Source organism: Proteiniphilum sp. UBA1028 (genome assembly GCF_002316955.1).
GTDB lineage: Bacteria > Bacteroidota > Bacteroidia > Bacteroidales > Dysgonomonadaceae > Proteiniphilum.
On record NZ_DCEN01000017.1, the window covers coordinates 10,123 to 35,551 of the forward strand.

General features: G+C 46.4%; 23 protein-coding genes. 17 read left to right on the forward strand and 6 right to left on the reverse strand.

Annotation, left to right across the window (positions count from 1 at the left end; genetic code table 11):
- Positions 1-47: 47 nt before the first annotated feature.
- From rny to B3Z75_RS02035, 3 genes are all read right to left on the reverse strand, one after another.
- Positions 48-1,577, reverse strand: coding sequence for a ribonuclease Y (rny, locus tag B3Z75_RS02025; RefSeq protein WP_294067212.1), 1,530 nt, complete (start codon positions 1,575-1,577; stop codon positions 48-50).
- Positions 1,578-1,749: 172 nt separating this feature from the next.
- Positions 1,750-2,052: a cell division protein ZapA gene (locus B3Z75_RS02030; protein ID WP_294067214.1), complete on the reverse strand. Its 303-nt coding sequence runs from the start codon at positions 2,050-2,052 to the stop codon at positions 1,750-1,752.
- Between the two features lie 19 nt (positions 2,053-2,071).
- Positions 2,072-2,362, reverse strand: a complete 291-nt coding sequence (locus B3Z75_RS02035) for a hypothetical protein (RefSeq protein WP_294067216.1) — start codon at positions 2,360-2,362, stop codon at positions 2,072-2,074.
- A 333-nt stretch (positions 2,363-2,695) separates the two neighbouring features.
- On the opposite strand from B3Z75_RS02035, the gene B3Z75_RS02040 reads away from it, so the two are divergent.
- Complete coding sequence (locus B3Z75_RS02040; protein WP_294067218.1) at positions 2,696-3,385, forward strand: B3/B4 domain-containing protein; 690 nt, start codon at positions 2,696-2,698, stop codon at positions 3,383-3,385.
- Between the two features lie 61 nt (positions 3,386-3,446).
- Here B3Z75_RS02040 and B3Z75_RS02045 read toward each other — a convergent pair whose 3' ends face one another.
- Both B3Z75_RS02045 and B3Z75_RS02050 read right to left on the reverse strand, forming a co-directional pair.
- Positions 3,447-4,604: a sensor histidine kinase gene (locus B3Z75_RS02045; RefSeq protein ID WP_294067220.1), complete on the reverse strand. Its 1,158-nt coding sequence runs from the start codon at positions 4,602-4,604 to the stop codon at positions 3,447-3,449.
- A gap of 49 nt (positions 4,605-4,653) precedes the next feature.
- Entirely contained in the window at positions 4,654-6,075 is a 1,422-nt protein-coding gene (locus tag B3Z75_RS02050) for a methyltransferase RsmF C-terminal domain-like protein (RefSeq protein ID WP_294067222.1), read from the reverse strand.
- Positions 6,076-6,312: 237 nt separating this feature from the next.
- On the opposite strand from B3Z75_RS02050, the gene B3Z75_RS02055 reads away from it, so the two are divergent.
- The 6 genes from B3Z75_RS02055 to B3Z75_RS02080 all read left to right on the forward strand — a co-directional run bounded on the left by B3Z75_RS02055 (position 6,313) and on the right by B3Z75_RS02080 (position 13,436).
- Positions 6,313-7,140, forward strand: a complete 828-nt coding sequence (locus B3Z75_RS02055; RefSeq protein ID WP_294067224.1) for a sugar phosphate isomerase/epimerase family protein — start codon at positions 6,313-6,315, stop codon at positions 7,138-7,140.
- Between the two features lie 132 nt (positions 7,141-7,272).
- The gene (locus tag B3Z75_RS02060) at positions 7,273-7,986 is read left to right on the forward strand and encodes an SAM-dependent methyltransferase (RefSeq protein ID WP_294067225.1); all 714 of its coding nucleotides are present in this window, start codon (positions 7,273-7,275) and stop codon (positions 7,984-7,986) included.
- A 42-nt stretch (positions 7,987-8,028) separates the two neighbouring features.
- Complete coding sequence (gene murB, locus B3Z75_RS02065) at positions 8,029-9,027, forward strand: UDP-N-acetylmuramate dehydrogenase (RefSeq protein WP_294067227.1); 999 nt, start codon at positions 8,029-8,031, stop codon at positions 9,025-9,027.
- A 10-nt stretch (positions 9,028-9,037) separates the two neighbouring features.
- Positions 9,038-10,342, forward strand: coding sequence for a UDP-N-acetylglucosamine 1-carboxyvinyltransferase (murA, locus tag B3Z75_RS02070; RefSeq protein WP_294067229.1), 1,305 nt, complete (start codon positions 9,038-9,040; stop codon positions 10,340-10,342).
- A gap of 191 nt (positions 10,343-10,533) precedes the next feature.
- Positions 10,534-12,399: a 2-oxoacid:acceptor oxidoreductase subunit alpha gene (locus B3Z75_RS02075; RefSeq protein WP_294067231.1), complete on the forward strand. Its 1,866-nt coding sequence runs from the start codon at positions 10,534-10,536 to the stop codon at positions 12,397-12,399.
- 2 nt (positions 12,400-12,401) lie between these two features.
- The gene (locus tag B3Z75_RS02080) at positions 12,402-13,436 is read left to right on the forward strand and encodes a 2-oxoacid:ferredoxin oxidoreductase subunit beta (RefSeq protein WP_294067233.1); all 1,035 of its coding nucleotides are present in this window, start codon (positions 12,402-12,404) and stop codon (positions 13,434-13,436) included.
- Here B3Z75_RS02080 and B3Z75_RS02085 read toward each other — a convergent pair.
- A complete protein-coding gene (locus B3Z75_RS02085; protein WP_294067234.1) occupies positions 13,405-14,631 on the reverse strand; it encodes a proline dehydrogenase family protein in 1,227 nt (408 codons plus the stop codon). The two genes, B3Z75_RS02080 and B3Z75_RS02085, sit on opposite strands and share 32 nt — an antisense overlap.
- Before the next feature lie 162 nt (positions 14,632-14,793).
- Between B3Z75_RS02085 and pruA the strand changes: the two genes are divergently transcribed.
- The 10 genes from pruA to B3Z75_RS02135 all read left to right on the forward strand — a co-directional run bounded on the left by pruA (position 14,794) and on the right by B3Z75_RS02135 (position 25,289).
- Positions 14,794-16,425 carry an L-glutamate gamma-semialdehyde dehydrogenase gene (pruA, locus tag B3Z75_RS02090; RefSeq protein ID WP_294067236.1) on the forward strand — a complete coding sequence of 544 codons (1,632 nt, stop codon included), beginning with the start codon at positions 14,794-14,796 and terminating at the stop codon, positions 16,423-16,425.
- A gap of 290 nt (positions 16,426-16,715) precedes the next feature.
- Entirely contained in the window at positions 16,716-17,783 is a 1,068-nt protein-coding gene (locus B3Z75_RS02095) for a TerC/Alx family metal homeostasis membrane protein (protein WP_294067237.1), read from the forward strand.
- Positions 17,784-17,843: 60 nt separating this feature from the next.
- Positions 17,844-18,548 (forward strand): (d)CMP kinase, encoded by a 705-nt coding sequence (gene cmk / locus B3Z75_RS02100; RefSeq protein WP_294067239.1) that lies wholly within the window; start codon positions 17,844-17,846, stop codon positions 18,546-18,548.
- Positions 18,535-19,428 carry a 4-hydroxy-3-methylbut-2-enyl diphosphate reductase gene (locus B3Z75_RS02105; RefSeq protein ID WP_294067241.1) on the forward strand — a complete coding sequence of 298 codons (894 nt, stop codon included), beginning with the start codon at positions 18,535-18,537 and terminating at the stop codon, positions 19,426-19,428. Before cmk ends, B3Z75_RS02105 begins: the two co-directional genes overlap by 14 nt.
- Positions 19,429-19,535: 107 nt before the next feature.
- Complete coding sequence (pfkA, locus tag B3Z75_RS02110; protein ID WP_294067243.1) at positions 19,536-20,519, forward strand: 6-phosphofructokinase; 984 nt, start codon at positions 19,536-19,538, stop codon at positions 20,517-20,519.
- 129 nt (positions 20,520-20,648) lie between these two features.
- Positions 20,649-21,056 (forward strand): methylmalonyl-CoA epimerase, encoded by a 408-nt coding sequence (gene mce, locus B3Z75_RS02115; protein WP_294067245.1) that lies wholly within the window; start codon positions 20,649-20,651, stop codon positions 21,054-21,056.
- 88 nt (positions 21,057-21,144) lie between these two features.
- Positions 21,145-22,707 carry an acyl-CoA carboxylase subunit beta gene (locus tag B3Z75_RS02120; protein WP_294067247.1) on the forward strand — a complete coding sequence of 521 codons (1,563 nt, stop codon included), beginning with the start codon at positions 21,145-21,147 and terminating at the stop codon, positions 22,705-22,707.
- An 11-nt stretch (positions 22,708-22,718) separates the two neighbouring features.
- Complete coding sequence (locus tag B3Z75_RS02125) at positions 22,719-23,642, forward strand: OadG family transporter subunit (RefSeq protein WP_294067249.1); 924 nt, start codon at positions 22,719-22,721, stop codon at positions 23,640-23,642.
- A gap of 42 nt (positions 23,643-23,684) precedes the next feature.
- Entirely contained in the window at positions 23,685-24,125 is a 441-nt protein-coding gene (locus B3Z75_RS02130; protein ID WP_294067252.1) for an acetyl-CoA carboxylase biotin carboxyl carrier protein, read from the forward strand.
- 3 nt (positions 24,126-24,128) lie between these two features.
- Complete coding sequence (locus B3Z75_RS02135; protein WP_294067254.1) at positions 24,129-25,289, forward strand: sodium ion-translocating decarboxylase subunit beta; 1,161 nt, start codon at positions 24,129-24,131, stop codon at positions 25,287-25,289.
- Positions 25,290-25,429 lie beyond the last annotated feature (140 nt).

A 25,429-nucleotide genomic window follows, 5' to 3' on the forward strand; every position in this document is an offset into this window, starting at 1 on the left:
TGATACACCCTCTTTTTTTGTGGATTGATAAATTTGTTGCCGTCTATTTATTTAGCATAGCTCACGGCACGCGTTTCCCTGATTACCGTGATCTTTACCTGGCCGGGGTAAGTCATTTCGGTTTGTATCTTGCGTGCAATCTCGTCGGATAATCTTTCGGTATCCTGATCATCAATCTTATCAGCACCTACGATCACGCGCAGCTCACGACCGGCCTGAATGGCGTAAGTCTTTACCACGCCTGGGTATGAGAGTGCCAAGTTCTCCAGGTCATTCAACCGCTTGATATAGGCCTCCACAATTTCACGGCGGGCACCGGGACGGGCACCGGAGATAGCGTCACACACCTGCACAATGGGCGCCAGCAGGGTGGTCATCTCCACCTCATCATGGTGTGAGCCAATAGCATTGCAAATATCGGGTTTCTCCTTGAACTTCTCGGCCAACTTCATTCCCAGTACTGCGTGTGGCAATTCTGGTTCATCGTCGGGCACCTTTCCAATATCGTGCAGCAAGCCGGCACGTTTCGCTTTTTTGGGATTCAAACCCAGCTCAGAAGCCATGATGGCACAGAGGTTGGCCACCTCTCGAGAGTGCTGCAACAGGTTCTGCCCATAGGAGGATCGGTACTTCATCTTCCCCACCATCCTGATCAACTCGGGATGCAGACCATGAATACCAAGATCGATCACAGTGCGCTTGCCGGTCTCCACTATTTCTTCCTCTATCTGCTTCTTTACTTTCGACACCACCTCTTCGATGCGCGCCGGGTGAATGCGACCATCGGCCACAAGCTGATGGAGGGACAGGCGGGCAATCTCACGCCGCACAGGGTCAAAACCGGAAAGTACAATGGCTTCGGGCGTGTCATCTACCACGATTTCCACGCCTGTAGCAGCCTCCAATGCCCGAATGTTGCGCCCTTCACGGCCAATAATCCTTCCCTTTACCTCGTCGGAATCGATATGAAACACGGTAATGGCATTTTCGATGGATGTCTCTGTAGCCACACGTTGAATCGACTGAATTACAATCCGTTTCGCTTCTTTATTGGCGGTCATCTTGGCCTCCTCCATGATATCGCTGATGTACGATTGGGCATCGGACTTGGCTTCGTCTTTCAGCGATTCCACCAGACGCTCCTTGGCTTCCTCAGCCGACAGACCGGAGATGGTTTCCAATTTTTCGACCGACTGTCTGTGCAAACGTTCCAGCTCAGCAGCTTTCTTATCCAAAAAATCCTGCTGGGAAGTCAGATTTTGCCTCGACTCTTCCATCTCGGCATTCTTCTTGTTCAGTTCTTCCTGTCTCTGGTTAAGCGTCATTTCGCGTTGCTTGAGCCTGTTTTCTGTCATCTGAATCTTCGACGTCCGCACATTGGCCTGCTTTTCAGCCTCGGTCTTCATCGCGAGCGTCTCCTCCTTTGCCTCCAGTAAAATCTTCTTCCTGATTACCTCGGCATCCTTCTCCGCATCGCTCAGAATATTCTGCGCACGGGAATTGGCCATTTTACCGGTCAGAAACCAGGCCACTACTGCCCCGATCACCAACCCGATAATTCCTATTACTATTTCCATATTGCTTAATATTAATTGATTTATATGCTCTTGCCGGAATTGTAATGTTCCGGCATGAGGTGTTCTACTTTTGCTTAGTGCCCATTAAAAAAAATCGCACACAATTAAACACATAACAATTATGTGCATAAAAGGTGCGTTATCCTCTTCCCTTGTTTTTCAAGAGAGTAGATTACTTTTTCAGATAGTCATCCAATTCGCTGATCAACGAATCAATCTTATCCTCAAAGGGTTTTGTATTGTTTTTATCACCGAGAGAAAAATTCTCAGCCAATGCCTGTATCGCGGTCATTGCCACAAAATCCTGGGTCGTCATGCGGGAGTTCCCCCCCCCGTATGCAACACGGTATTGGTTTATTTTTGTATTTATCTTTTTGGCAGCGTCACGGAAGGCCTGTTCATCTGACTTTTTGATTCTCAATGGATACTTCCTGCCGGCAACCTCTAATGTTAATAAAAATTTTTCATCTCTCATCACATAAATTTTATCAATGTTATTTTAATAAATTTATGCACTTATCCACTTCCCGCACCAGTTTTGATAGTTTCAATTTCGCGGTATCCACGTCGACCGAAGCCGCTGTAATGGTTCTCGCGGTTTTCAAACCATTATATCTTGTTTTCAATTGCTGCAACTCGTTCACTGTTTCATCAAGTTGCTTTTGGCGCGACCGTATCTCCGTTTTTAGGCGTTCATTTTCGTCTTTCAACGCATCGCACAAAAAGATGACCTGTTTGATACGCACCTCCAGATCGACCAGCAGCTTATTATTTTCGTCAGTCATAGAAAATGAGCCTCTATTTTTCAACGACAGAGCACGTTTTTCGCGAATTCACTAAAGTATAACATTTGCCGGCTTTGACAATAAAACGCTAACTTTCACTTTACCCGTCAGTCGTAACGCAAATGCTTCACCCTTCATAATGAAAAAAATGAAATAATCGTATGAAAACAAAAAATCACGCAAATATAGCAATTGAAGTAGAGTTCCACAAATTAATCGACCGTTATTTTTCGAATATTCATCTCTTTATGCTATTTACAGGTTCTTTTGCTTGAGATTTCTTACCTTTGACTTTCCGTTGAATAAAAGCATGAAGAAAGATATTGAAAGACGATGTTGCAGAAAGAAATAACAATCAGCGATAAAATTTACAACGTCTGTCCGGAGTTTAGTATGGCAGCAATAGCGTGCGAGGTGACAAACAGTCCCTTTCACGAAAAATTATGGAAAGAGATAACGACATTTTCCGCTTTTCTGGCCTCTTCCTGCAAGATGGAGGAGATCAAAAGGCGTCCGGCAATTCATGCAACCAGGGAGGTCTATAAAAAGCTGGGAAAGGATCCCAACCGATACCGCCCCTCGGGCGAAGCGTTATGCCGCAGAATACTGAAAAGCCAGCCTCTTTACCAGATAAACACGGCGGTAGACCTCATCAATCTGGTCTCTCTCAAAACAGGTTATTCAATTGGGGGCTTTGATGCCGCAAAAATTGAAGGAAACCTCACCTTAGGTGTGGGCGAGTATGGGGAGAAGTTTGAAGCGATCGGAAGGGGGATACTGAACATTGAAGGATTGCCTGTTTACCGGGATGCAACGAGTGGAATCGGGACACCCACAAGCGACGAAGAACGTACCAAGATCACCTCCGACACGACGGACCTGATGATGTTGATCAACGGCTATTCCGGTCATGACGGACTTCCCGAAGCGGCGGAATACGCTGTGGACCTTCTCAGGAAATATACCAAAGCCGAAAACATCAACATCCGCTTTTTCGGCACTATACTCCGGCAAAAGGATTGACCACACTCCTTCTTCCTGTGCTCTACGGAGTCTTGAGAAGTTTCCCCTCGTTCTCACTGAACTAAAACGGCCGCCGCGGTCGGGGGTTTTTCTTTAATACAATTCTGATTACCGTACCCTTCCCCGGCTCCGACTTAAGCAGATAGATTTTCCCATGGTGATTCACTTCCACAATGCGTTTCACAAGCGACAGACCAAGCCCCCAGCCTCTTTCTTTGGTTGTATAACCGGGTGTGAATATTCTTTGTTGGCTGGATTTTTGGATCCCTTTACCGGCATCTGCAACATCCAGTATCACTTCTTTTTCTTTCTCGTTGATAACAAAAGTGACGACTCCCTCTCCCTGCATGGCATCCACAGCATTCTTGACAAGATTCTCAACCACCCAGCCAAACAGGGGTTCATTCAGGCTGGCCAATACAGGTTGCTCAGGAAACCGAAGGTTGAAAGTTATTTTTTCCGGGATGCGGTTCCTAAGGTACGACAACCCACTTTTTACAACTTCACGCATATCCGACTGCTCCAGCAAAGAGGCGGAACCGATCTTTGAAAAACGATCCGCGATTATTTGCAAACGTTCCACATCCTTATTGATCTCTTTCAACAATTCCGGATCCACCTCCTTCAACCTGAGATATTCTGTCCAGGCCACCAGCGAAGAAATTGGCGTACCTAGCTGATGGGCAGTCTCCTTCGACAAGCCGACCCACACTCTATGCTGCTCCGCCCGCTGCGAGCTGCTTAAGGTAGAGAAGGCCAGCCCAATAAGAAAAGCAATCACCAACAGTTGAAAATAGGGATAAATTTGTAATTGCTTTAAGGTATAGGAATCGTCGTAATATAAAAGCTGATCGGGTCCCTCCAGCACAATGGGATCATGCTTTTTCCCAAATTGCATTATTTTCTTCTCAAGGTAGGACTTCGAATTTTCTGACGGTAACCGAATGTTGTGCGACAACAATTCTCCACTTTTTGCATCAAGCAAAATCACGGGAATAGTTGTGTTGCTCTGCAATATCTTCAGCACCAGATCCAGGCTCGCCTCCCCATTGTCTGCCATCGACCCGGTTGCCACAGCCCATATTTCCATCTTTCGATGTTCTTCCTCCGCGAGCTCCCTGGCCAGCCTATCTGATAAGAACAGCGAAATCAGGGCGACAACAACCGCAAGGGCAACAAACAGATTATGGAATGATCGACGGGGTTTCAGAGAGTACATTGAGCATGAATTTGGACGTTGAGGCGTTGAATTTATGAAGAGATTCGAATTAAGAACCGGAAGAAAAAGACTTCAAAGAAAAGATTTCCGGTTGTTTTTCCGGCAAATATCCGCTTCGGATGCGCCATTCACCCGGATACAAATTATTTGCCCGGTTTCCTATATTTTTCACAAACCCCAGCGGCTCGCCTTGCCAGGTAAGCAGTACAAACCCTTTGGGAGCATCATCCAGGGTAATGATTTCCCTTCGAAGATAAGCAAGAGCCTGACGGTAGGAGACTTCGTATTGAAAAAAAGCCTTATGATTCAATTCCTGACTCATGGCCAGGGCGTGAGAAGGAATAAAATCTTTTCCTTTTTTCTCTCCAATTTCAATTCCCATGGTAATCACCTTCAATCGTCGGGATAAAAAGCGAATCGCTTCTGCATGTGCTAACGGAAGTGCAGCAATCCGATTGCCTGATTCAATGAAGTCAAAACGATGCACCTGATTCAACCAGCTCTCGTATTCTCTGTCTGTTTTTGCAGGAATAGCCTCTTTCTTTGGAGACTTGCGCATCGGGTTAAATGCAAGAGGCGTTGCAGAACTGCTTTTCCGCAAAACAGTCATAAAGAGTCCCTCCCCTTTGGCTTTATGAGGAAAAAAACGACAACCTTCTACCTCGCGATCGAATGACCCCGCAATTCCCCAGCTTTGATCCCTTACCACCTTCACAAACTCAGCTCTCAGTTCACGGGACACCCACAGCGCATTTTCCTCATTCTCTGCCTTATTGAATGTACAGGTGCTGTAGATAAGTAGTCCACCCGGTTTCAGAGCAGCCCACACGTCCTGTAGGATATCCTTCTGCCGTGCCGTACACATCTGCACATTCTGAGACGACCATTCCTCCACGGCTGTCTTATCCTTTCGGAACATCCCTTCGCCTGAACAAGGTGCATCGACAAGCACAAGATCAAAAAAATTGGGGAAAGCAGTAAAATCACGAGGTGAATTGTTGGTCACGACAGTATTGGGGTGACCGAACTTTATCAATGTTTCCGACAATATATTCGCCCGCTGGCGAATGATTTCGTTGCTAACGAGCAGACTACCTTCCGGCAATGCAGAAAGCAGGCCCAATGATTTTCCCCCGGGGGCTGCACAAAGGTCGAGACAGGTTACCGGGGCAGTTAACAGCTGCCTGATTACCTGTTCAGCAAACATGGAAGAAGCCTCCTGCACGTAATAATATCCGCTATGAAAAAGCGGATCGAAGGTGAAGGGCGGACGTTCATTGAGGTAGAATCCCCATTCCGACCACGGCACACGTTCTGCCGAAAACCTAAAAACCATCGGGTTACGCAATTTTTTAAATGGATTTACACGGATGCTAACAGGAGCATCTTCTGCCAGAGCCGACAGAAACTTCTCTGTTTCTTCTCCAAGCAACGAACGAGTTGACAGAATAAAATCAGCGGGCAAGTTCATTTAATAATGCTTTAGATTACAAAGTTAACAGGATTTTGCATATTTCTTTTACCCGGTATCTCAATTATTGCAACAGCATAAAAGCCAGCAGCTATAAAAAAAAGGAGCAAGGGCCTATGTTTTAAAAAAATAATTACCTTTGTGTTCGAGCACATTTTTTGAGCAAAGCCAGGCCTGCTTGAGTCATGCCATAGTAGACAAACAACTAGCTTTACAGAAATCAATAATTTAAATCATATGAAAAAAATACTTGTTTTTGCAGGATTGTTATTTTCCTTCCTTATTTCAGCACAGGACCGGCCCGGCCCCCAGCCCGCACCCGAAACAAATGAAAAATTCAACGTTGGCATGGCAGGCTACTCATTCCGGCATTTCAATCTGGATCAAACGTTGGAGATGATGCAGAAATGCGATGTGAAATATTTATGCATCAAAGATTTTCACCTTCCTTTGACCAGTAACGAAAAAGAGATCGCAGAATTCCATAACAAGCTCAATTCCAAAGGAGTTACCGGATATGCTGTTGGCCCCATCTATATGCGGTCGGAAAAAGAGATCGACGACGCATTTACGTACGCAAAGCGAGTAGGCGTAAAATTAATTGTGGGGGTTCCCAACTACGATTTGCTTCCTTACGTTGACAAAAAAGTGAAGGAGAATGACATGCTGTATGCTATTCACTTGCACGGACCCGACATGGAGCTTTATCCGGATGCAGATGACGTATGGAACAATGTGAAGGAACTTGATCCTCGCATTGGCATGTGCCTTGATGTAGGCCATGATACCCGCAACGGCAAAGATCCGGTGGCAGACCTGAAAAAATACCACAGCCGCGTTTTTGATATTCATATCAAGGACGTCACAGACGCATCCAAGGCAGGGTATTCAGTAGAGATCGGCCGCGGCATTATCAATTTTCCGGCATTTGTAAAAATGCTCCGCGAGGTGGGTTACACCGGTATGTGTAGCCTCGAACATGAGCGCAACATGAAAGACCCGCTTCAGGGAATTGCTGAATCGCTTGGTTATTTCAGAGGTGTAATTACTGCCACAAACAAATAATAAACAAGTGCAAAGATAAACTGGCACGAAAAATAACCACAATTAGAGTACCCATTTGTAAAAAGGACGTTCTTTTGGTCTTTTTTGACTATTTTTGTATGCAAAAATGTAAGCAAAAACTTCCCGACTGAGATGAACGATCATGCCCTCTATTTAATTCCCGTTTTGTTGGGGGAGACGACTGTGAGTAAGGTGATCCCTCCTTACAACATCGGTGTGGTATCCCGGCTTAGATATTTCATTGTGGAGGATGTACGTTCGGCTCGCCGTTTTTTAAAAAAATGCAATCCGCAGATCGATATTGATGCGCTTACATTTTTCGAGCTGAACAAGCATACCGATAAAAAGGAGATCGCAAGCTATTTGACACCCATGAAAAAGGGGGAAAGTATCGGCGTTATCTCTGAGGCGGGGTGTCCAGCCATAGCTGATCCCGGCGCCGACGTGGTGGCCATAGCGCAACAGAAAGGATACAAAGTGGTGCCCCTGGTAGGTCCCTCGTCACTATTGATGGCCATCATGGCGTCGGGGTTTAACGGTCAGAGCTTTGCCTTCCACGGTTATCTGCCCATCAATGCAGGCGAACGCGCAATAAAGCTAAAGCAGTACGAGAACCGGGCTTATAGTGAAGACCAGACCCAGCTTTTTATAGAAACACCCTACAGGAATCAAAAACTGGCTGAAGATATTTTGCAGCACTGCAAACCCCAGACGCAACTATGCATTGCCATCAACATATCATGCGACGACGAATATATCGTCACCCGAAACATCCGGACATGGAAAGGAAAATTACCAGATATGCATAAGAAGCCGACCGTTTTTCTAATATATAAAGGATATTAGCGGTCCATATAATCACAATAAAAATAAAAAACAGATCATAAATTGGACATACAACACAACATTCAACTACAACCCTACAACTCATTCAGAACAAAAGCATCAGCCCGTCTCTTCTGTGAACCATCTTCCACGGAAGAGTTACTGGAAATTTTAAAATCATATCCCCGCGAAAAAAAGTTGATAGTGGGGGCCGGATTTAATATTTTTTTCACCCACGATTTTGATGGATTGGTGATCAAACCAGGCATGCGGGGGATCACCATTGTGTCCGAAGATGCCGAACATGTAGAAATTGAAGCAGGAGCCGCCGAAGAATGGGATCAATTTGTGGGTCGATGTGTAGCGAATGGATATGCGGGGCTCGAAAACCTCTCCCTAATTCCCAGCTCAGTGGGAGCCAGCCCCATTCAGAATATCGGAGCCTATGGAAGTGAGGCGAAAGACACAATTGTCAAGGTAAAAGCAGTAGACATCAGATCAGGCGATTTTCGGGAATTTACCCACGAGGAGTGCGCTTTCGGATACCGCGACAGCGTCTTCAAACAAACGCGCCGCTACGTCATCACCTCGGTGGTATTTCGCCTCAGTAAATCATTCACCTACAAAGAGAAATACATCGATCTGAGCCGGGAGCTGGAAGGCATTGACTCTCCCTCGCTTGCGCAGGTGCGTAACGCTATAATCCGAATTCGCACCCGCAAACTGCCGGATTACAATTTGCTGCCTAATGCCGGTAGCTTTTTCAAAAACCCGGTGCTTACAACAGAAGAAAAGGATATTCTTCAAAAGAAGCTGGCAGACGTACCTATCTACAACGTAGGAGAAGGCCGCTTCAAAACGTCGGCTGCTTTTCTGATAGAAAAGGCCGGTCTTAGAGGAAAGCGAAGTGGGATGGTCGGGACTTACGAACATCATGCGTTGATCATCGTGAACTACGGGACGGAGAACGGACAGGATATTGTTGATTTCATGCACGGGATACAGTATGAAGTAAAAAAACAATTCGGCATCATGCTTGAGCCGGAAGTATGGATATTTTAAGCAAGTAACTATGTCATCATTTATCATTGAAGGCGGACACAGCCTACGGGGTAACATTACCCCACAGGGGGCAAAAAACGAAGCGTTGCAGGTTATCTGCGCCACATTGCTCACACGGGAGGAGGTGATCATCGACAATATCCCCGACATCCTCGATGTGAACAATCTGATCGCACTGATCCGGGATATGGGAGTGAGCGTCAAAAAACTGGACGAAAAACGATATTCATTCAAAGCGGAAGAGATTGACCTGGGTTATACCCAGTCGGATGATTTCATGCAGAAGAGTGCTGCAATGCGGGGTTCAATCATGCTCATCGGGCCGCTATTGGCACGCTTCGGAGAAGCCGTCGTGCCCAAACCAGGAGGTGACAAGATCGGCCGCCGGCGACTCGACACCCACTTCAACGGGATTATGAAGCTGGGCGCCCGCATGGTCTATCACGAACAGCGGAACCTTTTCACACTCTCTGCAAATCAATTGAAAGGGACCTATATCCTGCTCGACGAAGCATCTGTAACCGGTACTGCCAATCTGCTGATGGCCTCCGTGCTGGCAGAAGGAGAAACCGTTATCTACAACGCTGCCTGCGAGCCTTATGTGGAACAGTTAAGCCGGATGTTGGTACGCATGGGAGCTAAAATTGAAGGAATTGGCTCCAACAAGCTACTGGTACAGGGAGTCACGAAATTGTCGGGCTGTCAACACCGCCTGCTTCCCGATATGATTGAGATCGGAAGTTTTATCGGCATGGCTGCCATGACCGCTTCCGAGATCACCATCAAAGAGACATCAGCCACCCATCTTGGTATTATCCCCGAAAGCTTCCGCCGACTGGGCATCACGGTGGAACAGCGCGGTGACGACCTTTACATTCCACGACAGGAATGCTACACCATTGAATCGTTTATCGACGGATCTATTCTGACTATTGCCGATGCTCCCTGGCCGGGACTTACACCCGACCTGCTGAGTGTGATGCTGGTCGTCGCGACCAAAGCCAAGGGGAGCGTGCTCATTCATCAAAAGATGTTTGAGAGCCGCCTCTTCTTTGTGGATAAGCTGATTGACATGGGGGCTCAAATTATCTTGTGTGACCCGCACCGTGCTGTGGTGATCGGTCTGGACAACCGCTTTCACTTGCGGGGAATGACGATGACCTCACCCGACATCCGTGCCGGGATCTCTCTGCTGATTGCTGCCATGAGCGCCGAAGGGATAAGTACCATTTACAATATCGACCAGATAGACCGCGGCTATCAGTCCATTGACAAGCGTCTGAATGCATTGGGCGCACATATTGAACGAAAGTAAGCTGCTGTAAGAATCTTTGGCTGTTGCGGGAAATCATGTTTGATATGCTCAGAATTGCTTCGGCGTTTCCACAGGAAATATTTGCTTTTTAGGCGAGTCTTTTATTACTTTGCAGGTACATTTGAAACATCAACAAAAATGTATTGTCTGCTAAAGACAGTATAATCATTACACAAAATTCAAAATAAATTATGCCAACGAATTCGGTCGTCAATGACATTAAACAAGTAACCATTCGTTTCTCAGGCGACTCCGGGGACGGAATGCAGTTGTCCGGAACACTTTTTTCCACCTTATCGGCCATTTTTGGAAACGAGATTGCCACCTTTCCCGATTTTCCAGCCGAGATACGTGCCCCACAAGGTTCGCTGCATGGCGTTTCGGGTTTTCAGGTGCGCATTGGTGCAAAAGACGTGTACAACTCAGGCGATAAAACAGACGTACTTGTGGCCATGAACCCGGCGGCACTGAAAGTGAACGCACAGTACCTGAAGAGAGGTTCGATTGTATTGTACGACACCGATTCATTTCAAAAGAAGGACCTCGACAAAGCGCTTTTTACAACCCAGGATCCGTTCAGTGAACTTGAACTGGAGCATGTACAACCGGTTGGGGTGGCTATTACTTCCCTCACCAAAGCCTCGCTGGAAAATTCGGGCCTGGAAAATAAAGATATGCTCCGCAGCAAGAACATGTTCGCACTGGGTATCGTCTGCTGGCTCTTCAACCGGCCTCTGGAAATTGCCGATATGCTATTGCAGCAGAAGTTCGCAAAAAAGCCTCTGCTGGTACAGGCCAACATCAAAGCCTTGTCAGATGGCTACAACTATGGCAACAACATACACCTTACTGCCTCTACCTACCGCGTTGAGCCCATTGAGGCCAGCAAAGGCTTTTACACCGATGTGAATGGAAATACAGCCACAGCCTACGGACTGATTGCCGCTGCCGAGAAGGCGGGTGTACAGCTTTTTTTGGGTTCCTACCCGATTACGCCTGCGACCGATATCCTACATGAACTGACAAAAAGGAAAGACTTCGGCGTGAAAGCCCTGCAAATGGAGGATGAAATTGCGGGCATTACCTCGGCCATTGGTGCCAGCTTCGCGGGTTGTCTTGCTGCCACCTCCACCTCGGGACCCGGCCTGTCACTCAAATCTGAAGCACTGGGACTGGCAGTAATGACCGAACTGCCGCTGGTGGTGATTGATGTTCAGCGCAGCGGTCCCTCTACCGGGATGCCCACCAAAAGTGAACAGACCGATCTTAATCAGGCTCTCTACGGACGAAATGGTGAGAGCCCGCTGGTGGTCCTTGCCGCTGCATCGCCCTCCGATTGCTTCGAGAGTGCTTTCGAAGCTTCCAAGATTGCACTGGAACATATGACACCGGTAATCTTGCTCACCGACGGATACATAGCCAACGGCTCAGCCGCCTGGAAAATTCCCGACATGAACGATTATCCTGAAATTATGCCCCCCTACGTTGAAAAATGTTACCGGGGTGACATTGACAAATGGAAGCCCTACATGCGGGACGACGAAACATTGGTCCGTTACTGGGGTGTGCCGGGAACAGCGGATTATATGCACCGCGTTGGCGGGCTGGAGAAAGACAGACACACGGGCGTGATCTCCTCCAACCCTGAGAATCACCAATATATGGTGAATACCCGCAAGAAGAAAATCGAAAAAATTGCCGACTTCATTCCTGCACAAAATATACTGGGAGACAAGGATGCCGACACGCTTATTGTGGGATGGGGAGGCACCTACGGACATCTCCTGGAAGTGATGCTTTGCATTCAGGCCAACGGTCGGAAGGTAGCTTATGCTCATTTCAGGCACATCTCACCCCTGCCAAAGAACACACACGACCTCTTGAAAAAATATAAGAAAGTGATCGTAGCAGAACAGAACGATGGCCAGTTTGCCGCTTATCTGAGCGGAAAGTTCCATGATCTGAGCAATATTTACAAATTCAACCGGGTGGAGGGACAGCCTTTCAAGGTTAGCGAGCTGGTTGAAGAATTTACAAAAATGATGGAGGATAAATAAGCATGAAAGTAGCAGAATTAAAATATCAAAAACATCTTCCGAAGGATTACAAAAGCGAAAATGCGGTGCGTTGGTGCCCAGGTTGTGGCGACTATGCCATCCTGACCTGTCTGCACAAGGCGATGGCAGAGCTAAACCTCGAGCCGCATGAGACGGCGGTAATCTCCGGAATTGGATGCTCATCACGACTACCGTATTACATGAACACCTATGGTTTTCACAGCATTCACGGTCGTGCGGCAGCCATTGCCACAGGGGTAAAGGTTGCCAATCCCAACCTGAGTGTATGGGTAGCTACCGGTGATGGCGACTCACTGGCTATTGGCGGCAACCATTTTATCCATGCCGTTCGCCGCAACGTAGACATTAACATCGTCCTTTTCAACAACAAGATATACGGTCTTACCAAAGGTCAATACTCCCCTACATCGGCCCGTGGATTTGTTTCCAAGTCATCGCCCTACGGAACCGTGGAAGATCCGTTCCGTCCTGCAGAACTGACCTTTGGTGCCAGAGGAACTTTCTTTGCCCGCGCCATCGACGTGGACATGAAGAACCAGGTAGATGTGATGGTGGAAGCAGCCCGCCATAAAGGCACCTCGGTGATTGAGGTACTCCAAAACTGCGTAATCTTCAACGACGGCATCCACAACAAGATAAGCGACCGTTCCTGGAAAGCCGATAACACCGTTATCCTGAAGCATGGAGAGAAGATGATTTACGGAAAAGATAACGAGAAAGGCCTTGTGCTGGATGGCTGGAACCTCAAATCTGTGACCCTCGGGGAAGATGGCTACTCGCTCGACGACATTCTGGTACACGATGCCACCACCAAAGACAGCACGCTGCACTTGAAACTAGCCCTGATGGATACGGCGGACGGCCTCCCTGTGGCACTGGGTGTAATACGCAGTGTGGACGAACCATCCTACGAAAGGGACTACGAGAAGCAAATAGTGGAGGTACAGCAGAAAATGCCGAAAAAATCGTTTACAGAATTTCTTCTCAACTCTTCGAATGTTTGGGAAGTGAAATAAATGAGATTCCGGTTTTTTTTCTTCGCTCTATTTCGGTTTTGATCATTTTCAACTCCCGGCTAGACTGTCCTTTTACCGAAGAATTCTCTTCGGCACGACGGAAAAGATAGGGCATCATGGTCTTCACTTCGCCATAAGGAACATATTTTGCTACATTATAACCTTGTTCAGCAAGATTGTAGGTAATATGATCGCTCATTCCATAGAGTTGGGAAAAATAAATCCCGGGATGGTTCCTCGGCACATTGTAGGCATCGATCAGGGAGGCCAACAAAAGGGAACTGGTTTCATTGTGGGTGGCAACCATAAAATCGATGCTGTCCAGATTGTCCATAAAGTAGCGGATGATATCATTAAAATCACGATCTGTAGATTGTTTATCCGGCTGTATTGGCGATGAATACCCTTTTTCGGCGGCGCGTGCGCGCTCTTTTTCCATATAGGCGCCACGAACAATCTTCAACCCAAAGCGAAACCCGCCCTCCAGTGCCTTACGGTGATGCTGCATTATGCGTGCAATGCTATCGTGCCGATACATCTGGTAAGTATTTTGCACGATGGCCTTTTTTCCGTTATACTGCGCCATCATGCGTAGCACCAGATTATCGAGCACGGGTTGAATCCATGTCTCTTCGGCATCGATCATCACCGGCACATCAAGCTCATATCCTCTCCGGAAAATCGCATTTATCCGTGTTTCCACGCGTCGGTATTCAGCCTCCTCTTCGCTGGTAAGACTGCTTTCTTCGCTCACCTTTGCCAACAAGTCGAAACGGGCGATTCCGGTAATTTTAAAGACACTGAAGGGTACGCGGGGATTATCATGTGCAAACTCAATGGTGCGGATAATTTCATTGCAGGTGGCATCAAAAGCGGCATCCGACTCCTCCCCTTCCTGTGCATAATCGAGAATTGAAAGCACATTGCGCTTTGCCAGGCGAGCAATGGCATTGCTGCAGTCTGTAATGGATACACCTCCTACAAAATGACGGTAGATGGTTTTCCGCAGGATTCCATTCACCGGAAAGTGAATCGCGAGAGCCAGGCCGACCAGCTGTTTACAGGTTTGAACCAGCGTCCTGTTGTTCATCACGTTAAAAAGCTGATAAGACTGCCTGAGGCTTGCATTCGATTGATCACGAAAAGCTGTTTCTGTGTTCTCAAAGTTGACGGGGTGGTTTTTTTCAGGTTGCATGTGTTTAATGTAAAAGGATCCAGGTTTGCCTGCAAAAATAAAAAAAAATAACATTCCGGCCATTCTATTTCCTTATTTTTTTAATTGGTTCGGAGCATCCCTAAGTTATTTTTTTTTGATAAATTTGTCTCATTCAAGATAAACACAAAAAATGAATTGATTATGCCTAAAGGAATCTACAAATTACCTCCGGTAAAGAATGAACCTGCCAGGGGCTACGCTCCGGGATCACCCGAAAGAGAAGCACTGAAACAAAAATTGGAAGCAATCAACAAGGGCGGACTTGATCTGCCGATGGTGATTGGTGGCAAGGAAGTACGAACCGGAAACCTGATGGAAATACGCCCCCCTCATAACCATCGCCTCCTGCTGGGACACTACCACCAGGGTGACCAAAGCCATGTGCAGATGGCCATCGATGCAGCCCTCAAGGCCAAACCATCGTGGGAGGCCATGCACTGGGAAAGCCGTGCCGCGATTTTTCTGAAAGCGGCAGAACTGATTGCCGGGCCCTACCGGACGGAATTCAACGCAACCACCATGATCGGTCAATCGAAGAATGCCTATCAATCGGAGATTGATGCTGTCTGTGAACTGGTCGATTTTTATCGTTACAATGTGAAAAATATGCAGGAAATCTATGCCATGCAGCCCAACTCTTCGCCGGGAGTCTGGAACCGGATGGTATGGCGTCCGCTTGAGGGATTTGTTTTTGCTCTTACTCCGTTCAACTTCACGTCAATTGCCGGCAACCTGGGCGCAGCCCCGGCCCTCATGGGAAATACGGTGGTCTGGAAACCATCAAAAACGGCTACCTTCTCAGCCCATCTCATCATGAAGATATGGAAAGAGGCGGGATTACCCGACGGAGTCATCAACCTTGTCTACACCGGAGGAAGAGAAGCGGCAGAGGTGATCTTCAACCACCGTGACTTTTCCGGACTGCATTTCACCGGATCCACAGCTGTATTCAATGGTATGTGGGGCACCATTGCCCGGAACATATCAAAGTACAAGTCGTACCCCCGCATTGTAGGGGAAACCGGTGGAAAGGACTACATCCTTGCCGACGAAACAGCCGACCCAAAGCAGGTAGCCACTGCGATCACAAGAGGCGCTTTCGAATACCAGGGCCAGAAGTGTTCAGCAGCATCACGTGCCTTTATCCCGGAAAACATTTGGGAAGAGGTAAAAAGACAAGTGACTGGAGACCTATCGCAGATAAAAACGGGTGTGGTAGAAGATTTTAGTAATTTTGTGAATGCCGTCATCGACGAGGAGTCGTTCAACAAACTGGCAAAAGTCATCGATGACGCCAAAGTATCACCCGATGCAGAGATTGTTTATGGTGGAACTTACGACAAATCTGTCGGTTACTTCATCCACCCGACCGTTATTCTGGCCAAAAATGCCGATTACATCACCATGAGGGAGGAACTATTCGGCCCTATTCTCACAGTATATGTTTACCCCCCCGGGAAATTGAACGAAACCATGGACATTCTGGACGGTGCGACCGATTATGCGTTGACCGGAGCCATCTTCTCTGCAGACAGGTCACACATTGAAAAGATGACGACCCGGCTGACACACACGGCCGGCAACTTCTATATCAACGACAAGCCCACCGGTGCCGTGGTCGATCAGCAACCGTTTGGTGGTGGACGCGGATCCGGTACCAACGATAAGGCTGGTTCTGTCTTTAACCTGCTGCGTTGGGTATCGCCACAGTGTATAAAAGAAACATTTATTCCTGCAACGGATTATATGTACCCCAACTTTTTGCAGGATTAATTGGATAAAAAATCACAATTCAGGAAAACAGCTTTCGGGCTGTTTTTTTATTCGGAAAATAAATTCAGCAAAAAAACTCACCGCATAAATATTTCAATTACCTTTGCATCACATCAGCAGCAACAAGAGATCTTATAATTGCTTAATTTTTATACCTAAAAACAATTTCCATCGCCTTTAAAAAAACTCCACATCATATTCTTACACGACAACACACCGTATTGAAGATGCTTTTTGGGATGAATTTCACAAGCGGTCGGAATTTGAATTATTGACTATTAAAATAATATATGAGCACAATCACCATCTTTTGGGTTGCATTTGTTGTAACCTTTCTTATTGTTTATGCGATCGATTTTTATGTGACGAACCACCGAAGGAGTAACATCAACGTGAAGGAATCATTGATGTGGACCGGGTTATGGATCCTTATAGCTCTGTTATTCGGTCTGGCTGTTTTCCTATTTTTCCCTCAGAATCCCGACAGTCCCGTGAGAACAGCCTCTGTGATGGCGGCAAAATTCATTTCGGGTTATTTGACGGAATACTCTCTGTCTGTAGACAATCTTTTTGTCTTTCTTTTAATTTTTTCCGTCATGGACATCAAACAGGAGAACCAGCCTAAATTACTTAAATTGGGAATACTGGTGGCAATCATTTTGCGGATTCTGTTTATTCTGGTGGGGATGGAACTGGTGCTTCGTTTTCACTGGGTGTTGTATTTGCTCGGAATTGTACTGATCTACACCGGATTAAAAATGCTTCTCAGCAAGGACAACCAAACCGTTGATCCCAAAAACAACGTTTTGTATAAAGGGGCAATAAAATTATTTCAGGTTGATCCTGACATGCATACACCGCATTTTTTCACAAAAATAAACGGAAGAAGACATATTACCCATATGTTTCTTACATTTTTGATTATCGGCACCACCGATATTATTTTTGCGCTGGATTCAATCCCTGCCATCATTGGGGTGATCCTGGAAGGGGCGGAAAGCTTGCTCACTGGACAGGAAGAGCAGTTTCTGGCAATCACTTCCAATGTTTTTGCTGTAATGGGGCTTATTTCACTGTTCTTTGCCCTGCGGAATATCATCACCATGTTCCGGTTTCTTAAATATGGTATCAGCTTCATTCTTTTCTTCATCGGTCTAAAGATGTTATCGGGCAGCATTCCGCCAGTTGCCAGTTTCTTCACGTCCAAGTCATGGTTCTCTCTCGTGGTTATCCTGGGCACATTGCTTATATCCATCTTATTGTCAAAAATAATTCCTCCAAAGAAAATTCTAGAGCCCTTGAAAGGAAATGAAGAGAAAAATAACGAGGCAGAATATCTGGAGGAGAAAAATTTTTGAATAAGGATTTCGCAAAAACATTCTATCTTTGTGTTTGTTTATGTCGTTAAGTGATGTAGTATGCACAATAAAAGAATTAACATTGCCGTAGATGGGTATTCGTCGTGTGGCAAAAGCACGATAGCCAAGGGATTGGCCAAAAAGCTAGGATACATTTATATCGATAGCGGGGCAATGTATCGCGCAGTGGCACTTTATGCCCTTAGAAAAGGATGGATCACGGAAAGTGAAATTGACGAGACATCACTGCACGAGCACATAGGAGATATCAGGATTTCTTTTGAAACGAATGCAGAAGGGTTGCAGGAAACCTTCCTGAACGGCGAGAATGTGGAAAAAGAGATTCGTACCCTGGAGGTGGCCAATGGCGCAAGCCGTGTGAGCACCCTCGGCTTTGTTCGAAGGGAAATGGTTCACCAACAACGGGAGATGGGTAAAAGCAAGGGAGTAGTCATGGATGGGCGTGATATCGGCACGGTGGTCTTTCCCGATGCCGAAATGAAACTTTTTCTTACCACGTCACCCGAAATACGTGCACGGCGACGATTCGACGAAATGAAAGCCAAGGGCGAACAACCGGAATACGAAGCCGTACTGGCCAATGTAAAGGAGCGCGACCTGCGCGACACTACCCGTACCGAAAGCCCGTTGCGCAAGGCAAAGGATGCCCTCGAGTTGGACAATACCCATGTCGGCATCGAAGAGCAGTTACAATGGGCATTAGATATGTTTTATAAAATCACAGCTAAAAATGAACAAAATTGAAATAGACAAGCTGTCCGGATGCTGTTTTGGCGTTGCGAAAGCGATATCCAAAGCCGAGGAAGAGCTGCAAAAGGGAGGTACACTTTATTGTTTGGGTGACATCGTACACAACAACATTGAAGTGGAACGTCTCGAAAAGATGGGGTTGATCACCATTAACCACGAACAGTTTAAACAACTTAAAAACGTACGCGTTTTACTCCGTGCTCATGGAGAACCGCCCAGTACATACGAGATAGCTAAACAGAACAACATCGAAATTATTGATGCTTCCTGTCCCGTCGTGTTGGGGTTGCAGAAGAGAATCAACAAGAAATACACCCATCGCGCACACAACGATGCTCAAATTGTGATCTTCGGAAAAAAAGGACACGCCGAAGTGAATGGTTTACTCGGTCAAACCGATGAGTCGGCCATCATCATCGAAAGCAAGGAAGAGATCGACAAGCTCGATTTTTCTCGCGACATCAGCCTTTTTTCCCAAACAACAAAACCTTTGGATGGATTTCATGAGATAGGCGAGCTGATTAGATCCCGCATGAAAGAGGGGGCAAAGTTTGAATTTTACGACACCATTTGCCGGCAAGTGTCGAACCGCGTGCCCAATATCCAGGAGTTTGCAGCGAGACACGACCTGATTTTTTTCATTGCCGGCGAAAAAAGCTCCAATGGCAAGGTATTGTTTGCTGAATGCAAAAAGAGAAATCCGAATTCACACCTCATCCATTCACCGGAAGAGATAGATCCTGTGCTGCTTAGGGAGGACATCAGCATTGGCATCTGTGGAGCTACTTCCACGCCCAAGTGGCAAATGGAAGCCGTAGCCGCCAACATTGCAAAACTGTGTCCTCGTCTGCAAATGGAGAAAGTTGCTTTTTAGTCAGTTTTTTTTGTGGCATCGTTAAAAAAACATATCTTTGCATCTTATTGTTTTCAAGTGAAACAAAGTATACAACCAACAAAGTCTCAAAGACAAAGAACTCAAACATGGACTCAAATATACAAAGCGTAGGTGTCCTCACTTCCGGAGGCGATGCGCCGGGCATGAATGCTGCCATTCGTGCGGTAACGCGTGCAGGTATTTCTAATGGCATGCGTGTCTACGGCATTTACAGGGGATACAAAGGTCTTATTTCGGATGAAATCGTAGAATTCAAGACCAACAGCGTCAGCAACATCATTCAACAGGGCGGAACCATCCTGAAGACAGCCCGTTCGCAGGAATTTATGACAGTAGAAGGGCGCAGGATTGCTTACGAAAACATGCAGAAGCATGGCATAGATGCATTGGTTGTGATTGGGGGCGATGGCTCTCTCACAGGCGCAGGCATCTTTGCCAATGAGTATAATATCCCCATAGTGGGCCTCCCCGGAACAATCGACAACGACCTGAACGGCACCGATACCACCATCGGCTACGACACGGCCCTGAACACCATTATGCAATCGATGGACAAGATACGCGACACGGCCACTTCCCACGAACGCCTTTTTTTTGTGGAGGTGATGGGGCGCAATTGCGGATTTCTTGCATTGAACAGCGCTATTGCCTCGGGTGCGGAAGCAGCCATCATCCCGGAGATCAGCATCGAGAAAGACCAGTTGGGTGAACTCATTGAGCAGGGCTTTCGCAAGTCTAAGAACAGCAGCATGGTGCTTGTCACCGAGAGTGAGGTGACGGGCGGAGCCATCAAACTGGCCGAACGTGTAAAAACGGAGTACCCTCAATACGATGTCCGCGTTTCCATTCTCGGCCATCTTCAGCGTGGTGGTTCACCATCGGCACAGGATCGCATCCTGGCAAGCCGGATGGGTATTGCAGCCATTCAGGCATTATTGGAAAATCAACGCAACGTGATGATTGGCATCCACGAAAACGAAATTGATTACATACCATTCAAGCGAGCCATCCGTAAGGAGCGGGAGATCAGCGAAGAGCTGCTGGAGGTATTGCGTATTTCGTCCATATAACCGGCCTTGGAGACGTCGGATCGATGGGAAAAAGAGAGATCTTCCGATTTATTGTAAGATTGAATAAAAACACGACTAGAGTGTACACTCAAATTTGCAGCATACATTTAAACTGGTAACAAAAAATATATGGAAATTACACACATTGAACACATTGGCATTGCGGTAAAAAGTATCGAAGAACATCTTCCATATTATGAAGGTGTTTTGGGGCTCAAGTGCTACAACATTGAAACCGTGGAAGATCAAAAAGTTAAAACAGCTTTCTTCATGGTCGGCTCCACTAAAATAGAACTACTGGAACCCACAAGCGAGGAGAGCACCATTGCCAAGTTCATCGAAAAAAGGGGCGAAGGTGTACATCACATTGCCTATGCGACAAAAAATGTGAACGAAGCATTGAAAGACGCCGAATCAAAAGGGGTACGTCTGATCGATCAGCAGGCACGACAGGGTGCGGAAGGGCTAAAGATTGCTTTCCTACATCCTAAATCTACGGGAAGTGTTCTCACCGAATTGTGCGAACATCCCGAATAACAGGTTGAGCAGCACCGAAACGGGCCTGCCACAGAAAAACAAGCAGACATCGACAAAAACTATCTCGTTAATCTAAAGAATTAATCATATGAGCAATCAACTCGAAAAAGTAAAAGAACTAATCCAGCTAAGGGAAAAGGCCCGTTTAGGCGGAGGTGAGAAAAGGATTCAATCACAACACCAAAAGGGAAAGTACACTGCGCGTGAACGCATTTTCATGCTTCTTGACGAAGGAAGTTTTGAAGAATTCGATATGTTCGTGGAGCATCGTTCGCATAACTTCGGAATGGAAAACAGCAAGTTTCTCGGTGATGGTGTTGTCACAGGCTATGGTACAATCGAAGGACGTCTTGTCTATGTTTTCGCTCAGGATTTCACCATTTTTGGCGGATCTCTGTCCGAAATGCAGGCTAAAAAAATATGCAAGGTTATGGACCAGGCCATGAAGATGGGAGCTCCGCTGATCGGAATCAACGACTCGGGTGGCGCCCGTATTCAGGAAGGTATCAATGCTTTGGCAGGCTACGCTGAAATATTTCAGCGTAACATCCTCGCTTCGGGCGTAATTCCCCAGATATCCGGTATCTTCGGTCCTTGTGCAGGAGGTGCAGTTTACTCGCCTGCTCTTACCGATTTCATTGTCATGACACAGGGTACATCCTATATGTTTCTAACGGGGCCCAAGGTAGTAAAAACCGTTACAGGAGAAGATGTCACTCAGGAGAACCTGGGGGGTGCTTCCGTACATGCCTCCAAGTCAGGAGTTGCACAGTTCGCTGTTGATTCGGAAGAAAACGGTCTAAAGGTTATCCGTCAGCTGTTGAGTTTCATTCCCCAAAACAATCTGGAAGAAGCACCCGTCTATGAAAACGACGATCCCATCGACAGGCTGGAAGATGGTCTGAATGACATCATCCCGGACAGTCCTTCCAAACCATACGACATGTACGAGGTAATTGGCGCCATCATCGACAAAGGGGAATTTTTGGAAGTCCATGCCGATTATGCAAAAAATATCATTGTAGGATTCGCCCGTTTCAACGGACAGTCGGTTGGAATTGTTGCCAATCAGCCTAAATTCCTTGCTGGCGTATTGGATATCAATGCTTCAAGAAAGGCTGCTCGTTTTGTCCGCTTCTGCGATGCATTTAACATCCCTCTTGTCACGTTGGTAGATGTTCCCGGATTCCTTCCCGGAACAGGACAGGAATATGGCGGTGTAATCACACACGGTGCAAAGTTGCTCTATGCGTATGGCGAGGCCACTGTTCCCAAAATCACCGTTACCCTGCGAAAATCATACGGGGGAGCACACATCGTGATGAGTTGCAAGCAGCTCCGCGGTGACATCAATTATGCATGGCCCAGCGCCGAAATTGCCGTCATGGGCGCCGATGGAGCGGTGGAGGTTCTCTACAGCAAAGAGATAGCCACAGAAACGGACGCAGAGAAAAAGAACGCCGTGATTGAATCAAAAAAACAGGAGTACAACGATCTGTTTGCCAACCCATATGAAGCTGCCCGCTATGGATATATCGACGATGTGATTGAACCGCGTAATACCCGTTTCCGCGTGATTCGCGCCCTGCAGCAGACACAGACGAAAAAGCTACAGAATCCGGCAAAGAAACACGATAACCTCCCCTTGTAAAAGAAAGGATTATGAATAAACTACCGGCATCTTCTGTTTTGTTTCTTTTCCTACTTCTTCTACCTTTCACTTCTTGTTCCGAACGCGTTGAAAACCCACGCATGGTAATTAACGAGGTACTGGTGAACAATGAGGAAAATTATGTGGATGATTACGGGCAAAGAAGCGGATGGATTGAAATATTCAACAACACTGCAAAAACGCAGGATATCGGCGGATATTTTCTTACCAACGACAAGTCAAACCCCAGAAAATATCCCATTCCCAGAGGCGATGTACTTACCAGAATTGCACCGCATCAACATGTCTTATTTTGGGCAAATAACAAGCCCTATCAGGGAACATTTCACATTAGTTTTGAACTGGACCCCGAGGAGGACAATTACATTGCTCTGTTCGATGAAAGTGGTACGAAGCTGATTGACGAAATAATCATACCCAAGGGACAGTTGGCAGATGTTTCATGGGGTTATGAAATGGACGGGGTCAAATACGACAAGGACGGCACCCTCCAGCTGACCAGATTGAAAAAGGTAACTCCCAGCACCAATAATTACACCCTCGACAAGAATGAAAAGGTCGAGAGATTTAAACAACAAGATAAATTTGGAGCATCTATGACAATTACATCAATGTTAGTAGTATTTTGTGCTCTCCTTGTTCTGTATATCGTCTTCAAGATAGTCGGAAAATCATCGACTAGAATAAGTGAAAAGAGAAGAGGGAAAAGTACAACTGTCGAAACCACAGCAGGCAAACCGGATCCCCAAGGTATACCGGGAGAAGTGCTTAGCGCCATATTTATGGCTCTGCATGAAGAACAAAATGACGTGCATGATTTCGAACATACCATTCTCACAATCAACAAAATTAACAAAAACTATTCTCCCTGGAGTTCTAAAATTTACGGTTTGAGAGAACTTCCGCGAAGATAAACAGGCAAACGTTTCAATCAACAAAAACATAAATTTCACATAATGAAACAATATAAATACAGAATCAATGGCAGTCTCTATAACGTGGTCATTAACAATACGACCGATGAGACAGCAGAAGTGGAAGTAAATGGCATTCCCTACACGGTTGAGATTGAGAAAAAGATAAAGAAAATAGTATCATCGCCATTTAAAAAACCGGCGCAGGCAGGTTCGCCACAACCCGAATCAAGCACCCCCGTGATCAAACATACGGCAAATGCAAGTGCCAATTCATTGAAATCTCCGCTTCCGGGTATCATCCTCGACATCAACTGCAATGTGGGCGATACCGTAAAAAAAGGACAAAAACTGTTGATACTGGAAGCCATGAAAATGGAAAACAATATTATTGCGGATAGAGACGGCACCATCAAGGAGATTAAGGTAAGAAAAGGAGATTCGGTCTTGGAAGGATCTGAACTGATTGTTATAGTAGGATAGAATATGGGAAACTTTTTTGACTTTTTAATTGAGAATCTAAACACCTTTATTAGTTACACCGGATTTGCGAACGTAGAGTCAGGTCATATCATAATGATCCTGTTTGGAGTACTGTTTATATTCCTGGCTATCCGCTATGAATTCGAACCTTTGCTACTGGTACCCATTGGTTTTGGTATATTGATCGGCAACATCCCGTTTGATCTCTCTGCCAATATGGAAATTGGCATATACGAAGAGGGATCGGTCTTGAATATCCTCTATCAGGGCGTACAGAAAGGATGGTATCCGCCGTTGATCTTTCTTGGCATTGGTGCCATGACCGATTTTTCTTCCCTGATTTCAAATCCCAAGCTGGTCCTCGTCGGTGCTGCCTGCCAGTTTGGCATCTTCGGAGCTTACATTATTGCTTTGCAGCTCGGATTTGAGCCGACAGAGGCCGCATCGATCGGAATCATTGGAGGAGCAGACGGGCCCACGGCCATATTTCTTACCTCAAAGTTAGCCCCACACCTGTTGGGAGCGGTAGCCATATCGGCCTACTCGTACATGGCACTGATTCCAATTTTGCAACCCCCCTGCATGAGGCTGCTCACGACAAAAAAAGAGCGGCTTATACGCATGAAATCGGCACGGGTGGTATCTCAAAATGAGAAGATCATCTTCCCGGTTGTTGGTTTATTGTTGACAGCATTCCTGGTTCCTTCCGGATTGCCCCTATTGGGTATGCTCTTCTTTGGGAATCTGCTGAAAGAGTCAGGGGTAACCCGGCGACTGGCAGAGACTGCCCGCGGACCTATGATTGATATTGTCACCATTCTTCTTGGATTAATGGTTGGTGTCTCCACTCAGGCAACCACCTTTCTGACACCCGCATCGGTGAAAATATTCTTTTTGGGTGCGTTGGCATTTATCATTGCCACTTGCGCAGGCGTTCTGTTTGTAAAGTTCCTCAATCTGTTTTTGAAAGAAGGGAACAAAATCAATCCGCTGATTGGCAATGCGGGTGTATCGGCAGTACCCGGCTCGGCACGTATGTCGCAGGTTGTTGGGTTGGAGTACGACTCTACCAATCACCTGCTGATGCACGCCATGGGCCCCAATGTGGCAGGTGTTATTGCATCTGCTGTGGCTGCAGGGTTGATGCTCGGATTTTTGTATTAAACAAAAAATCAACAAAAATAAAATTTTATGGGTTTAGAACAATTGATGCCTGCCATTGCCGGTATGACCTGGCAGCATCTGATTATGATTGCTATCGGAGGCATACTAATCTATCTTGCCATTGCTAAGAACTACGAGCC